This is a genomic window from Desulfovibrio sp. 6_1_46AFAA (assembly GCF_000224635.1).
Taxonomy (GTDB): Bacteria; Desulfobacterota; Desulfovibrionia; order Desulfovibrionales; family Desulfovibrionaceae; genus Desulfovibrio; species Desulfovibrio fairfieldensis.
Genome location: NZ_JH114302.1, coordinates 599,729 through 614,590 on the forward strand (window position 1 = coordinate 599,729; position 14,862 = coordinate 614,590).

The 14,862-nt window shown below is 63.1% G+C and carries 8 protein-coding genes; 5 read left to right on the forward strand and 3 right to left on the reverse strand.

Features of this window, described 5'->3' with window-relative positions; genetic code table 11:
* Nucleotides 1–203 precede the first annotated feature (203 nt).
* Nucleotides 204–1,283, reverse strand: a complete 1,080-nt coding sequence (locus HMPREF1022_RS09305; RefSeq protein WP_008681857.1) for an alcohol dehydrogenase — start codon at nucleotides 1,281–1,283, stop codon at nucleotides 204–206.
* A gap of 211 nt (nucleotides 1,284–1,494) precedes the next feature.
* On the opposite strand from HMPREF1022_RS09305, the gene HMPREF1022_RS09310 reads away from it, so the two are divergent.
* Both HMPREF1022_RS09310 and HMPREF1022_RS09315 read left to right on the forward strand, forming a co-directional pair.
* Nucleotides 1,495–2,262 carry a methyltransferase domain-containing protein gene (locus tag HMPREF1022_RS09310; protein WP_008681856.1) on the forward strand — a complete coding sequence of 256 codons (768 nt, stop codon included), beginning with the start codon at nucleotides 1,495–1,497 and terminating at the stop codon, nucleotides 2,260–2,262.
* 605 nt (nucleotides 2,263–2,867) lie between these two features.
* Entirely contained in the window at nucleotides 2,868–7,082 is a 4,215-nt protein-coding gene (locus HMPREF1022_RS09315; protein WP_008681855.1) for an acyl-CoA dehydratase activase-related protein, read from the forward strand.
* A gap of 54 nt (nucleotides 7,083–7,136) precedes the next feature.
* On the opposite strand, the gene fliM is transcribed toward HMPREF1022_RS09315, so the two are convergent.
* Together fliM and HMPREF1022_RS09330 are read right to left on the reverse strand one after the other, a co-directional pair.
* The gene (gene fliM / locus HMPREF1022_RS09320; protein WP_008681854.1) at nucleotides 7,137–8,117 is read right to left on the reverse strand and encodes a flagellar motor switch protein FliM; all 981 of its coding nucleotides are present in this window, start codon (nucleotides 8,115–8,117) and stop codon (nucleotides 7,137–7,139) included.
* 536 nt (nucleotides 8,118–8,653) lie between these two features.
* Nucleotides 8,654–8,923 carry a helix-turn-helix domain-containing protein gene (locus HMPREF1022_RS09330; protein WP_008681853.1) on the reverse strand — a complete coding sequence of 90 codons (270 nt, stop codon included), beginning with the start codon at nucleotides 8,921–8,923 and terminating at the stop codon, nucleotides 8,654–8,656.
* Nucleotides 8,924–9,141: 218 nt separating this feature from the next.
* Between HMPREF1022_RS09330 and HMPREF1022_RS16615 the strand changes: the two genes are divergently transcribed.
* The 3 genes from HMPREF1022_RS16615 to HMPREF1022_RS09345 all read left to right on the forward strand — a co-directional run bounded on the left by HMPREF1022_RS16615 (nucleotide 9,142) and on the right by HMPREF1022_RS09345 (nucleotide 14,767).
* Complete coding sequence (locus HMPREF1022_RS16615) at nucleotides 9,142–11,475, forward strand: methyl-accepting chemotaxis protein (protein ID WP_009302894.1); 2,334 nt, start codon at nucleotides 9,142–9,144, stop codon at nucleotides 11,473–11,475.
* Nucleotides 11,476–11,539: 64 nt separating this feature from the next.
* Complete coding sequence (locus HMPREF1022_RS09340) at nucleotides 11,540–13,198, forward strand: ASKHA domain-containing protein (RefSeq protein ID WP_009302895.1); 1,659 nt, start codon at nucleotides 11,540–11,542, stop codon at nucleotides 13,196–13,198.
* Nucleotides 13,199–13,399: 201 nt separating this feature from the next.
* Nucleotides 13,400–14,767 (forward strand): small ribosomal subunit Rsm22 family protein, encoded by a 1,368-nt coding sequence (locus HMPREF1022_RS09345; protein WP_050801261.1) that lies wholly within the window; start codon nucleotides 13,400–13,402, stop codon nucleotides 14,765–14,767.
* The last annotated feature ends 95 nt before the right edge of the window (nucleotides 14,768–14,862 follow it).

Below are 14,862 nucleotides of genomic sequence, written 5' to 3' on the forward strand. Positions count from 1 at the left end.
CCGACGGCGAGAGCGGAGATCGTCCGGTCGTCTCTCTCTCTCTCTCTCTCTCTCTCTCTCTCTCTCTCTCTCTCTGCATCATCGCCCCCTTACAAACCCCAGAGTCAAACCTGTTTAGTTTTATGAATTTCTCTTCCTGGAGCAGATTCACTTTGAAATTTTATAAATTTCAAAGTGAAATTGTTCTAAGTTGGCTTATACCATTACTCAAAGAGACTGAATGCCTGATCCGCTGTTGCGGGCGTGACCACGCATTTGATGCAGCCGTCGCTCTTACGTTCAAAAATGTCGTAGCCTTCCAGAATGCGCTCCAGGGGCAGCCGGTGGGTAATCAGGGGACGCATGTCCAGTCTGCCTTCGGCGATAAGCCGGATCAGGCGGTCACAGTGCACGGCATCCACCCCGCCGGTCTTGAAAATGAGGTTTTTGCCGTACATCCGGTGCAAGGGCAGGCTCTGGTCCTCGGCATACATGGCTACCACGGCCACACAGGCGTGGGGCCGGGCGATTTTCCAGGCCGTCTGAAAGGTATCTCCGCCCCCGGCGGCTTCGATCACGGCATCCGCGCCTTTGCCCGCGCTGAGTTCACGCACGCGGGCCTCCACATCTTCCGTGGCGGCGTTTATCGCGTCGTCGGCCCAGCCCTGGGCCCTGGCCAGACATAAACGGCTTTCCAGAAGATCCACGGCAATGATCCGGCCCGCGCCGAACAGGCGGGCGCAGGCCATGGCGCAGAGGCCCACAGGTCCGGCCCCGAGCACGGCCACCGTGTCGCCGGGGCGGATCTCGGCCAGTTCCACGCCGAAATAACCGCTGGAGAGCACGTCGCCCACAAAAATGACCTCCTCGTCGGTCAGGTCCGTGGGGATGGGGTTGAGGCCGTTGTCCGCAAAGGGCACGCGCACATATTCGGTCTGGCAGCCGTCAATGCGGCAGCCCAGTTCCCAGCCGCCCTGCTCGCAGTTGTTCACATAATCGTGACGGCAGAAGAAACAGGAGCCGCAGAAGGTTTCCACATTGGCCGCTACCCGCATGCCGGGCCGGACTTTGCGCACCTCGGGGCCGATCTCGACCACCTCGCCCACAAATTCGTGGCCCAGAATGACGCCGGGCCGGGCGCGCGGCACCGCGCCGTCGCGGATATGCAGATCGCTGGCGCAGATGCTGGACAGTGTCACCCGCACAATGGCGTCGCGCGGGTCCTGAATGTGGGGGAGGGGGCGTTTTTCCAGGCGCAGTTCGCCCGCGCCGCGCCAGACCAGTGCCGTCATTGTGCCGTTCATGACAAGCCTCTTTGAACATGAATATTTTTAAAGCGAACCTGCTCCGGGGGACAGCATGCCGGAAGACGGGTGCGCGGTAAAGGCCGGAAGTCCGCCGCAGCGCGCCGGGACATTGCGCCGCGCCGAAGCTTGAGCTATAGTGTTCTATGTCGGGCAACCGCCGGAGACCCTTGTCTTTGCGCGTTGTTCTTCTGATCCGGGAGGCGTAAGAGTGCGGCGTTTTTATCAGGAAAGCTGGCAGGGAATTCCGTTCACGGCGTTCTCGCACATTTCGTTTTTCCATCTGGCGGAACCCAAGTTCTACGCCACGTTTTACGAGGAGTTGTTCCGCCGCTACAAGGATTGGGACGACCTGCCCTCGGTCTGGCGCGCCAACAAGCGCAAGGACGCCCGCTGGCTGGCCGGTCAGTTGCGCGCCAAGCTGGCCCAGGAACCGGGCCGGGCCGGGCCGTTGCGCGTGCTCTCCATCGGCAGCGGTGTGGGCTATATGGAAAAAGAGCTCCTGGAGGAAATGCCCGAACTGGAACTGCACGTCAACGAACCCAGCACCGTGGGCATGAAGTGGCTCAGGCGGCAGATCCCGGCGGAGCGCATCTACATCGGCCTGCCCCCGGCCTGCCTGCCCTCGGACGTGCAGTACGACATGATTTATCTTTCTACGGTGGATTACGGCATTCCCACCCGCGAGCTCACCCATTTGCTGGAGGAACTGCGCGCCCAACTGGCGCCCGGCGGCGAGCTGGTCTGCCTGTCCGCCTCGTTGCTGGAAGAGGATTCCTTTATCGGCAGCTTCGTCAATGCCATCAAGATCGTCATTCGCGGCGTCCTGCATTATCTGGGCATCCGCCGCCAGCAGTTCTGGGGCTGGCGGCGCACCCGCGACGAGTACCGCCAGCTTTTCAAGCAGGCGGGTTTCAGCAATGTGGAGGACGGCTGGCTGGAAGACGGTTTTGAAACCTACTGGATCCGGGGACAGTAGCAGGCGGAATGTGGGCAGGCGAGGGCATGTTCAAGGTGAAAATGCTTAACTCCCGGCGCAGCTGTAGAGCATTTAACGTGTTGACTGCTCTGGGAGCTGTTTTTAAATTGTCCTTTAGCCCTCTGCCTGCGTCAGGCTCGCCCCGTGCGGAGGTCGAATCTGTTTGAATATGCTCCTCGCCCAGGACTCGTCTTCCTTGGCAGAGAATGAAAATCCTAATTTAGAAACAGCTCCTAACCTACATCTGTTTTTATTGTTGTGCGGCCCGCGCGGCACTTTCTCCTGTCGCGCTTCCCTGTACCAGTATCACCCCGGAATTGCCGTTGACCGTCTGTGGCGACGGCTCCGATGTCTGCCCTGTGATTCGCATTGCCGGAGTTGTGACTGATTCCCCCTTCCCATTGCAGCGCGTGCTCATGTTCCGGCACGGGCTTGAGCCGTCTTGTCGCTCTTATCCGCTTGTCGGCTTGTGCCCAGAGGACACTCCGGCAGCTTTTCCCCCCTATATGAATACCTTTATTTTTGAATTGATAGTGCATAGGATGCTGTCTGTCACTATCTAAATGTGTACTATATACGTATGAAAGGTCAGGTCTGAGCGCTCCATGCAGCCTCCAGCAATATACCATGTCGGTCTCGATATCGGCTCCACCACCGTTAAAACGGTTGTCATGGACCCGGCGGAGAACATTCTTTTCAGCAAATACACGCGGCACTATTCCGAGGTCAGGGAATGCGCGGCGCGCCTTGTGCGCGAGATCGCGGCTTTCGGGGGCGATACGGCCTGCCGCATGAGCATCACCGGCTCCGGCGGCATTTCCTTGGCCGACGAGCTGGGGCTGCCCTTCATTCAGGAAGTGCTGGCCTCAAATCTGGCCATCAGAAAAAAAATTCCCGATGCCGACGCGATTATCGAGCTGGGCGGCGAGGACGCCAAGCTGACCTTTCTGACCGGCGGCCTTGAGCAGCGCATGAATGAAACCTGCGCTGGAGGCACGGGCGCGTTTATTGACCAGATGGCGGCCTTCATCGGCACGGACGCCGCCGGTCTGGACCGGCTGGCCCGGAACTGCGCGACCATCTATCCCATTGCCTCGCGCTGCGGGGTTTTCGCCAAAACCGACATTCTTCCCCTGCTCAACGAGGGCTGCGCGCGCGAGGACATTGCCGCCTCCATCATGCAGGCGGTGGTCAACCAGACCATCGGCGGCCTGGCGCGCGGCAGGGCCATCAAGGGCAAGGTCGTTTTTCTCGGCGGTCCGCTGTTTTTTTTGCACTCGTTGCGGGAGCGTTTCACGGCCATGCTCAAGGACATGACCGAGGCTGTTTTTCCGGATGACGGGCATTTTTTCGTGGCCCTCGGCGCGGCCTACCATGCGCTGAACATGGCCCCGCGGGAAATGTCTTTTCAGGACTGCCTGACCGTACTGGAAAAACGCAGCGCGCCGCAGACCTACGGCAGGCTGCCGCCCCTGTTCGCCTCCGAGGCGGAGCGAAGGGCCTTTACGGCGCGGCATGCCGGAAGCCGGGTGACGCGGCGGGATCTGGAAAGCGCCGTGGGCGACGCCTGGCTGGGTTTTGACTGCGGCTCCACCACCATCAAGGCCGCCTTGCTGGATGCCGACGGCAATCTGCTCTACTCCTTTTATGATTCCAACAAGGGCGACCCCCTGACCGCGGCTCTCGGCGTGCTCAAAGACATTTACGCCCGCAAGCATCCGGATCTCGTCATCAGAGCGGCGGCGGCCACGGGCTACGGCAGCGCCCTGCTGACGGCGGCGTTGCGCCTGGACATTGATGAAGTGGAGACCGTGGCGCACTTCACGGCGGCCGCCTTTTTCGAGCCGCGCGTCTCGTTCATTCTGGACATCGGCGGCCAGGACATCAAATGCATGCGCATCCGCAACGGCGTCATTGACAGGATCAATCTCAATGAAGCCTGCTCGGCCGGATGCGGTTCTTTTATCGAGAATTTTGCGGAGTCCCTGAACATGCCGCTGGCGGACTTTGTGAACGAGGCGCTGTATGCCGGGTCGCCCGTGGATCTGGGCACCCGCTGCACGGTGTTCATGAATTCCAAGGTCAAGCAGGCCCAGAAAGAAGGGGCGAAAATAGGCGACATTGCGGCCGGCCTTTCCTACGCCGTGGTGCGCAACGCCTGCTTCAAGGTGATGAAGATCGCCAATGTGGCCGAGTTGGGCGAATACCTGGTCGCCCAGGGCGGCGCTTTCGCCAACGACGCCCTGCTGCGGGCCCTGGAGCTGGAGCTGGGGCGTCCGGTCAAGCGCCCCTCCATTTCCGGGCTGATGGGGGCTTTCGGCGCGGCCCTGATCGCCGAAAGGCGCGGGCCGATGGGTGCAAAAACCAGCCTGATCGGCCCGGAAGAACTCAAGACGTTTTCCGTGCGCACGGCCGCGACCCGCTGCCGCCGCTGCACCAACGCCTGCCTTTTGACCATCACCACCTTTGCGGACAAGCGGCGCTTCATCTCCGGCAACCGCTGCGAGCGCGGCGCGGAAACGGAACCCTCGCGCTGCCCCAATCTCTATGCCTACAAGTACAAGCGCCTGTTCGAACCCTATACGCCGCTGGCAGCGCGGGAGGCTTGGCGCGGCTCCATCGGCATTCCCCGCGCGCTGAACATTTTTGAAAACTATCCGCTCTGGTTCACCTTGTTTACCAGGCTGGGCTTTCGGGTGGTTCTCTCCTCTCCGTCGTCCAAGGAAATATATTACGGCGGTTATGACACGATTCCCTCGCAGACCGTCTGTTACCCGGCGAAACTCTCGCACGGCCATGTGCTGGACCTGGTGGAGCAAGGGCTCACCACCATCTTTTTTCCCTGCCTGCCGCACGAGCAGAAAAACGCCGGATCAGATGCCGGCACCTTCAACTGTCCGGTGGTCATCGGCTATCCTGAACTGTTGGCGCGCAATATCAGCGCTCTTGAGGAGCGCGGCATAACTTTTATCCATCAGTTTCTGCCTCTGGACAGAAAGGTGCTTGCCAAGCGCATGCGCGACATTCCCTTCTTTTCGGGCATTCCCCTGGCCGAACTGGAAGAGGCCGTGCGCGCGGGCTTTGAGGAGATGGACAATTTCCACCGGGAAATGCGCGAGGCGGGCGAAGCCGCCCTGGCGGAGCTGACGGCTGCGGGCAAGATGGGAATCGTTCTGGCCGGGCATCCCTACCATACGGACCCGGAGGTGCACCACGGCGTGGCCGAGCTGGTGGCCTCCTGCGGTCTGGCCGTGTTGACCGAGGATTCCGTAGCGCATCTGATGCCGGACCCGGGCCCGTTGCGGGTGGTGGACCAGTGGGCCTACCATTCGCGCCTGTACCGGGCCGGTGCCTATGCGGCCACGGTGGACAACCTGGCCGTGTTGCAGCTGGTCTCGTTCGGCTGCGGCCTGGACGCCATCACCTCGGACCAGCTGGAAGAAATCGTCACCCTGCGGGGGCGTCTGTATGCCCAGATCAAGATCGACGAGGGCGCGAACCTCGGCCCGGCGCGCATTCGCATCCGCTCGCTGCTGGCGGCCATGCGCGAACGCCGGGAAAAGCAGACCTGCCGCGCCGTGATGGCGGGAGGGCCGCCGCCGGTCTTTACCAGAGACATGCGCGAAACGCATACCTTGCTGGTGCCCCAGATGTCCCCCCTGCATTTCCAGTTCGCGGAAGCGGTGTTCGCCTCCGAAGGCTACACGGCCGTGCAGTTGTCCCATGTGGACAGGGCGGCCATTGAGCTGGGGCTGCGCCATGTGAACAATGACGCCTGCTTTCCGGCCATCGTGGTGGTGGGGCAGTTGCTGGCCGCAGTCAAAAGCGGCGCCTATGATCCGGACAAGGTGGCGCTGGTGATCTCGCAGACCGGCGGCGGCTGCCGGGCCACCAATTACATCGGTTTTCTGCGCAAAGCCCTGTTGGACGCCGGTCTGGAGCATATTCCCATTGTTTCCTTTTCCACCAGCATCCAGGCGGATGCCCCGGGCATCAGGCTGACAGGCAAGATGCTGCGCCGGATGATCATGGCCGGGCACTACGGTGACGCGCTGTTGCGCATGACCCATCGGGTGCGGCCCTACGAAAGGGAGACAGGAAGCGCGGAGGCCCTGGCCGCGCTCTGGGCGGAGAAAGCGAGGAAAAATATCGTCTCAGGAAACATTCCGCGTTTTGAGCTGAACATGCTTTCCATGATCCGGGAGTTTGACCGTCTGCCCCTGCTGACCGAGGAGCGCAAGCCGCGCGTGGGCCTGGTGGGCGAAATCCTGCTCAAGTACCATCCGGACGCCAACAACAATGCCGCCGGAATCGTGGAAGAGGAGGGCGGCGAGGCGGTGGTCACGGACCTTATGGATTTTGTCCTCTACAACTTCTATGACCACGTCTTCAATTACAAACACTTGGCGGGCTCCAAAAAGGATTCCCGCGCGGCCCTGGCCGGAATCGCCTTTCTGGAGTTCACCCGGCTGGGCATGCGCATCGGCTTTCGGCGCAGCAAGCGCTTCAGCACGCCGGTGCGTTTTCACGAACTGCGGAAAAAAACCAAGGATCTGATTTCCCTGGGGCACCAGACCGGCGAAGGCTGGCTGCTGGGCGCGGAAATGGTTCGGATGCTGGAGGCGGGGGTCAACAATATTCTCTGCATGCAGCCTTTCGGCTGCCTGCCCAACCACATTACGGGCAAAGGCCTGCTCAAGGAGCTGAAACGGCGCTATCCCGAGGCCAACATCATTGCCCTGGATTATGATCCGGGCACGAGCGAAGTGAATCAGATCAACCGGATCAAGTTGATGATGCGCTCCGGCCAGTTGAAGTGACGGGGCGCGGGTGGCGGTTCCGGAAGACGCGCTCTTTCGGCCGGAAACGCCGTTTTATGTATACTGCGGTTCGTTTTCCTTGATGATCTGAAAGGCCTTCATGGCTTTGACCGTGCCCGCGATACCCTGGTATTTGCCCACACCGGCCACCGTGCAGGTGAGCAGGTCCTCCACGTCGGTGTCCAGCACCAGCACGTCGCCCACCTGCATGCGCAGGAGCTGATTGCCGGTGATGGTGGTGTTGCCGTAATGCACTTTGAGTTCCACCGGGGTTTCCAAGAGCCTCTCCTTGAGGCGCGCCACCCAGGCGTGGTCCACTTCCAGGCGTTCGGTCTGGAAGCTGGCGTGCAGTTTGGAACGGATGGGTTCAATGGTGGCATATGGCAGGCAGATGATCATGGAGCCCAAGGCCGTATCCAGCTCCACCTCAAAGGTGATGACCACCACCACGTCGCTGGGCGGCACGATGGCCGCGAACTGGGGGTTGATTTCGCTGCGCACCAGTTCCAGTTTGACGTCATGCACGGGCCGCCAGGATTCCTCCATATTGTCCAGGGCGATCTTGACGATTTTGTCCACCACGGCCTGTTCGATGCGCGTGAATTCGCGGCCTTCGATCTTGGGCTGGGTGCCCGCGCCGCCGAAGACGTTTTCCACCAGGGCGAAGACCAGACGCGAGTCCACCACCATGATGGCGTTACCGCGCAAGGGGTCCATCTTGAAGATGTTGATGGACGTGGGCACGGGCAGGGAGCGCATGAATTCCCCGAACTTGGTCATGTCGATGGAAATGGGGTTCAGCTCCACACGTTTGCGCACGGCGTTGGACAGGGCATTGGTGCAGAGCCGGGCGAAACGGTCGTTGACGATTTCCAGCACCGGCATGCGGCCGCGGATGATACGGTCCTGATTGGCGAGATCAAAGGCCACAATGCCGGAATCGTCTTCCGGCACTTCCGGTTCGTTTTCGATCTCGCCGCCGGAAAGCCCGCGCAGCAGGGCATCCACTTCGTCTTGCGCCAGAACTTTGTTCATATGGACCTCGAAACTCCCGCTTCCGGTATGCGCACCGAAAATGCGGATATTTTTATTCGGGTCAGGCAGCAATGCAAACGCGTTTGCGCCTGGCCTTTGCCGCCTGTCGCGGCCGGAACCGCCTGTTCCGAAAAAAGATGCAAAAAAAAGGCCAGATTGACAAGGCCTTCGGAACAGGGCCGCCGCGCGCCGCGTCCGTCATCGCGTTCCGTTTCTTGTCAGAAGCCCGACATGGGGGCCGGGCCGGGAAGGCTCTTTTGCCTATCTGACTATTTTATATGCTGATTCCATTTGTCTATATTTTATTGAACAGATATTAGCGTGCGCTATAATGTATCATTATTGCTGCTGATCATATACCGCTGCCGAATATCAGGATATGAATGATTCCATAAACGCTAAAGCATAGTATCCTTATAGGATATGGCGCATTGTCATTTCCTCACGCGCAATATATAGTCAAGTATCCTGCTTGTGTGAAACTGAATTAGGTGACTATTCAGATTTTTCGGTTCTGATGTGACGTAATATGGTTGCTATTTTGATTTTCCGTCACATTTCCCCTTCAGTTTCTCCATTTCGGCTGTGACTCTTTGAAAGAATTCCAAAGGATGCACTTGCAGGGCTTCGCAGATGGAATAAACGGCGTTGACGGTCGGTTTTTTGGTCCTCTGTTCGATTTCCCGTAAGTAGCGCCGTTCAAGACAGGCGAAATCCGCCAGGGAAGATTTGGTCATGCCTTTTTCTTTGCGCAGTATTTCAATGACTTCAGCAATGGCTTCAGCCAAATGGGGCTGTATTTTCATGCTGCCAGCCTACACAATAACTTGCTATGGTATGTGAGCTATAGTACTCCGGTTAAAGGAATGCCTTTCCGGGCATCGTGAGAGGGTGAAGTCATGCCCAGCGACGGCACGGGCTTGAAGCCCCGCGCCCGGACAATCCGCGAACAGAAAACAGACCCGTCCCGGACAAGCGATCCGTTGCTCTGACGGTGACCGGCCGGGAAAATACGGGAGGCCGCATGCGCTTGAATGATATTTCCATAAAAAAGAAACTCGTCGTCATTTTTTTATTGGGCATGCTCGTTGTCGTGGCCTTCATGCTGCTCAATATCCGGGAATTGCGGCTGATCGGGGGCGAGGCCGATATCCTGAGCCGTCCCCGGCAGGACACCATGCTTCTGGCCGCTGAAGTGGCTCACTTGCAGTGGGCGTCCCGCGTGCAGAGCTATCTGCTCGATAACGGCGAAACCACGTTGGAGGCCTCGCTGGACGGGCATACGTGCGCATTCGGCCATTGGTTCTACGGCCCCGGCAAGGCCGGTCTGGAGCGGGAACTGCCCGCGCTGGAACCGCTTTTTCAGAAGCTCGGGGCCGTCCATCTGGCTCTGCATGATTCCGCCGTACGGCTCAAGGCCGCCATGGAACGCGGCGACAGCGCCCAGGCCCGCCGCCTGTTTGAAGACGTCACCATGCCGTTGCTCAAGCAGGTGCAGGAAATTCTTACCGAGGCCCGGGGCGAGATCAATACGTCCTTTGCCGGGACGGTGGAAAAACTGCGCGCCAAAATCCATATGACCACCATGCTGGATATGGGCCTCGGCACGCTTACCGTGCTGGGCTGCTGCCTGGCGCTCTGGCTGTTGATTCGGGGCATTTCCGCGCCCCTGGCCAGGTTGAAGGACCACGCGGGCCGCGTGGCCCAAGGGGAGTTCAGCAACGTGCCCATCCGCCAGGCCGACGAGGTGGGGCAGCTGGCCGAAGCCTTTAATATTATGGTGGGGCATATCAAGGAAAAGCTGGGCATGTCCCAGGGCATCATGCGGGGCATCACCCTGCCGTTCGCCGCTTTTGACGTGGATTGCCGCCTGATCTACGTGAACCGGGCCATGCTGGCCTGTTGGGGGCATTCCGGCAGTCCGGAAGACTACCTCGGCAGAAACGCCGGCGAGTTTTTTTACGCTGATCCTCACCGGGAAACGCTCTGCGACCAGGTCATGGGCGAACGGCACGAAATTTTGAATTACGAAGTCACGCGCGAGAATTTCAAGGGGCAGGTCAAGCGCGTGGCCATGGACGTTTCCCCGCTCTGGGACCTGGACGGCACCCTGATCGGCTGCTTCACCCTGCACCGGGATCTGACCGATATTCACGCCCAGCAGGAACGCATCGCGGCCCTGAATGAGCGCATCTACCAGTCCGCCGACGAGGCGCGGGATATTTCGGGCCGCCAGGCGCGGGCCTTTGAAAAGCTCAGCGGACAGTTGCGCACCACCGGCGATATGGCTGAGGAACAGGCTCAGGCCTCTCTGGCCGCGGCTGACGGCATTCGCAGCATGGTCGAGATCATGAGCGAGGTGGCGGCCGGAGCCGGTCGGGCCGCAGGCGACAGCAAAAGCGCGGAGGAAGAGGCCGGCAGCGGCGTGGAGGTGGTGCGCGAAACCATCGCCTGCATCGCCAGGGTGGCCGAACAGACCGCCGCCGTGGCCGAAGGCATGGGGGAACTGGGCGCGCATGCCGCAGGCATCGGCCGCATTCTTGAGCTGATCACCGACGTGGCCGATCAGACCAATCTGCTGGCGCTCAACGCGGCCATTGAGGCGGCGCGCGCGGGCGAGGCCGGGCGCGGTTTCGCGGTGGTGGCCGACGAGGTGCGCAAGCTGGCGGAAAAAACCATGCAGGCCACCACGGATGTGGCGGCGGCGGTGCGGGCCATCCGGCAGGGCGTGGACGCGGGCAGCGCGGCTACGGAGCGTGCCGTGGAATTGACCCGCCAGACCACGCAACTGGCCGACAGTTCCGGGGAGCGGCTGAACCGCATTCTCGACGTGTCGCGGCAGGTGGCCGACACGGTGGCGGGCATCGCCAAAGCCACGGAAGAGCAGGCCGCCGCGGGCGGGCGCATGCTGGAGAGCATCAAGAGCATCAGCGGCAAGGCCCGCGACACCACGGACAATATGCAGGCTTCCGACGGGCATGTGCGGGACTTGAGCGCGCTTTCCGGCGAACTGAAAAAGATCATCGACGGCATGCGCAGCGAGCGCCGCGCGGAGCCCCGTTTCCAGTTGCGCGATCCCTATAATATGCATGTTTCCTTCAGCGGACGGAAGATTGAGGCCGTGCTGCTGGATGTCAGCCGATCGGGCGCGCGCCTCTGTTTTAACGCTCCCGCCGGGCTGGAGGGCGGGGAGACCATTGTTCTGCACGCGGAGGCCGGTCCCTTTGACGCGGTCCTCGCCGGGCGGGAAGCCAGGGTCATGTGGGCGGACGGCCCGCAGGCGGGCCTGGCCTTTGCCGAGCCCGTGGAAGGCGATCTGGAGGCCCTGACCAGAGCCGTGGGCGGCAACAGGGCCTAAGCGCACTCGGTGCCGTTTGCGGCGCGGCTTGCCATTGCGGCGGCCTTGGGGCAGGGTAGGCGGCATGAAATTGCGCCTTTCTCCCGCTGCGGAGGGTACCGCCGTCGGCGGTACGGCCCCGCAAATTTCCGCGCCGTGCGTGGACATTGAAGCTCCGGCCGGAGAAAGTCTTTCCCGTGCCCTCTGGCTTTCCGGGAAGCTGCGACCCCTGCCGCTCTGCGGCGGGCTGGGCCGTTGTGGCCGCTGCCGCCTGCGCTTCCCGCAGGATGCGCCCTTGCCCCTGCCCGCCGAGGAGGCGGTTTTTTCAGCGCGGGAGCTGGAAGCGGGCTGGCGGCTGGCCTGTCGCCGCCAGGTCCCCGATGCGCCCGCTACCGGGCCCGCTTCCGGGCCGGGCAGCGTTCTGGAGCTGGAACTGCCGCCGGAGGATTTCGCGGCGGAAGTCGACGAGGTTTCGCCGGGGAACGCCCTGGGCGCGGAGGCGGGACGGAAACTGGCGCTGGCCGTGGATCTGGGTACCACTTCCGTGTACTGGCGCGCTCTGGAGACGGATTCCGGCGCGGCAGTTGCCCAGGGACACTTTCTCAATCCCCAGGCCGGGGCCGGAGCGGATGTCATGTCCCGCCTGGCCGTGGCCCGCGAGCCGGAAGGCCGCGCCCGTCTGGCCGGGCTGGTCCGCGCCGCGTTGCGCCGCGTTGTGGACGGCCTGCACGCCTCGGGCAACACGGTGGTCCGCATCTGCTTGGCGGCCAATACAGCCATGACCGACATTTTCCTGGACCGCGATGTGGAAGGCCTCTGCGCCGCGCCCTATCACGCGGCCCACGCCGGGCACGAAACCGCGCATCTGTCGGGTCTGCCGCCTGTCTATATCCCGCCGCTGCCCGCGCCCTTTGTGGGCGGCGACGTGAGCGCGGGCCTGGCGGCACTGCTGGCGGCCCGAACGCCCCGGCCCTTTGTGCTGGCGGATCTGGGCACCAACGGCGAATTGGCCCTGGTCACGGCGCGGGGGGATCTTCTGCTGACCAGCGTGCCCCTGGGTCCGGCTCTGGAGGGCATCGGCCCGGAATGCGGGCAACTGGCCGGGCCCGGCGTGGTCACGGACTTCAGCCTGACTCCGGCGGGACTGGCGGCGCATTCGCCGGACGGCGCACCCGGCTCCACGTCTGGCCCCGCGCGCGGCATCAGCGCCACCGGTTATCTTTCGCTGCTCGCTCTGCTGCGGCAAGTGGGGCTGCTGGACGCCGCCGGCCTGTTTGCCGATGGGCGCGCGGGATTTTCCATGCCTCTGGCCCGTAAGCTGGCCGCCGGTTTGCAAAAAGAGCATGGCCGCATGCGCCTGCATCTGCCGCGCGGTCTCTGGTTGGCCGCCGCCGATGTGGAAGAGCTGCTCAAAGTCAAGGCCGCCTTTGCCCTGGCTCTGGACGCTCTGCTGCGGGCCGCCCGCGTGCCGCCGCGCGAGCTGGCCGCGTTGTGCCTGGCCGGTGCGCTGGGCGAGCATGTGCGGGCCGACAATCTGGAACAACTGGGTTTTGTGCCTTCCGGACTCGGCTCCCGCATCCGGGCTGTGGGCAATGTCTCTCTGGACGGCGCGGCCCTGCTGGCCCTGCATCCGGACAAAGGCGCTGAACTGGCCCGCCTCTGCGCCGGAGGCCGCCTGCTGCCCCTGGTGGAAAACCCGGATTTTCATCACGCCTATCTGCGCCATATGCGCTTTGGAGTCTGAATGCCCCGCCGCCCCGCGTTCCCGCCCTCCCGATCCGGCAAGAACAAAGCGGATGCCCCGCCTCGCCGCGCGCCTCGCAAGGAGCGCCGCGAGCCCGCCGCCCGTGCAGAAAAACATTCCGAGTTCCGGCATTCCGTAAGAACCGAGCCGGACGGGCCGCGTCCCGCGCATCCCGCCCACCCTGCCCGGACGGAGCGCGCAGTGCCAAGCCGCCCGCTGCCGCCGTCTCCCTGGCCTCAGGCCGAGCCGCTCTTCCCGCCTCTGGACGCGGACGCGCGCACGGCTCTGGAGCGCCTGCCCGAGGCCCTGCACAAGGTCTGGCCCCTGAACGCCGCGCACCGCCGCTCCCTGCCCGAGGACGTGGCCGCGCTGTCGCGCCTGCTGACCACGGAACGCCGGGATCTGCGGCATCCCTATTGGAGCTCCCCGGCTTTTGTCAGCGCCTATCTCTATTATTTCCTGCCCTGGAATCTGCTGCGCCTGGCCCGGCTGTTGGCGGCCCTGCCGTTGCCCGACCCGCGCGCTCTGGCCCCGGCGGGCGGCGAGGCCTTGCTGCTGGACGCGGGTTCCGGCCCCCTGAGCCTGCCCCTGGCCCTCTGGCTGGCCCGGCCGGAGTGGCGGGAGGCCCCGGTGCGGGTGCTGGCCCTGGACAGTGCCGCCCGGCCCCCGGAACTGGGCAAGGCCCTGTTCGCGGCCTGGGGCGCGTGCCTGGGCTGGAAAACCTGGCCCGTGCGCACGGCGCAGGGACCGCTGGAAAACCTGGCCCGACAGGCGGCCCCCCTGCTGGCGGGCCGTGCCGGGGCGGGGCCGTGCCGTCCCTGGCTGATCACGGCGGCCAATGTGCTCAATGAGCTGCGGCCGGGCCGCAAGACTGCGGGCGGACGGCAGACCTGGGACGAGGACGGGGAGGACCCGGACGGTTCCGATGCCGGGGACCGGCAGTCCGGCCCGCTGGCCGAGCGCCTGGACGGCCTGCTGGAGGCCTTCGCGCCCCTGCTGTTCCGTCGTGAGGAATCGTGTTCCGGCGGCACGCGGGCCGCCCCGGCCCTGCTCTTTGTGGAACCCGGCACGCGCCTGGGCGGCAATACCATCATGCGCCTGCGCGCCCTGGCCCTGGAAGGCGGGCTCGCGGCCCTGGCTCCCTGCCCGCACAACGCGGCCTGTCCCCTGCTGTCAGGGCAGGGCGGGCGGACCTGGTGCCACTTCACCTTTGACAGCCGGGATGCGCCGGACTGGCTGCTGCGTCTCTCCACCGAGGCCGGGCTGCCCAAGAGCGGCCTGTCCCTGGCGCCTCTGCTGCTCGGCCCTGACGTGGAGAACGCCCCCGTCGCCGGGCAAGGGACCGGCCTGCCTGCGAGAGTGCTTTCCGCGCCTTTCCCGGTGCCGGGCCTGGCGGGCAGGGGCCGCTATGCCTGCACGGCTCAGGGGCTGGCCCTGCTGGAAGATGCCGAGGCCCTGGCCTCGGGCGGACTGCTGCCCGTGCGGCTCGCGCCGGACGCGCCGCGCGACGCCAAAAGCAGGGCGCGCATTGTCCGCAGGCCGCGTCCGCAGCCGTCCGCAAAGCCTTGAGCGGCGCGGCCCCGGCATTTTTTCGTGAACTTTTTCTGAAAAATTATTTTGTTATTACAGATAGTTATACGGGGAATGCGGATTTTCGGAGGCTT

Coding starts and splice junctions, on each gene's coding strand:
- HMPREF1022_RS09305 (WP_008681857.1), bottom strand. CDS start 1,283: ATGAACGGCACAATGACGGCACTGGTCTGGCGCGGCGCGGGCGAACTG.
- HMPREF1022_RS09315 (WP_008681855.1), top strand. CDS start 2,868: ATGCAGCCTCCAGCAATATACCATGTCGGTCTCGATATCGGCTCCACC.
- fliM (WP_008681854.1), bottom strand. CDS start 8,117: ATGAACAAAGTTCTGGCGCAAGACGAAGTGGATGCCCTGCTGCGCGGG.
- HMPREF1022_RS09330 (WP_008681853.1), bottom strand. CDS start 8,923: ATGAAAATACAGCCCCATTTGGCTGAAGCCATTGCTGAAGTCATTGAA.
- HMPREF1022_RS16615 (WP_009302894.1), top strand. CDS start 9,142: ATGCGCTTGAATGATATTTCCATAAAAAAGAAACTCGTCGTCATTTTT.
- HMPREF1022_RS09340 (WP_009302895.1), top strand. CDS start 11,540: ATGAAATTGCGCCTTTCTCCCGCTGCGGAGGGTACCGCCGTCGGCGGT.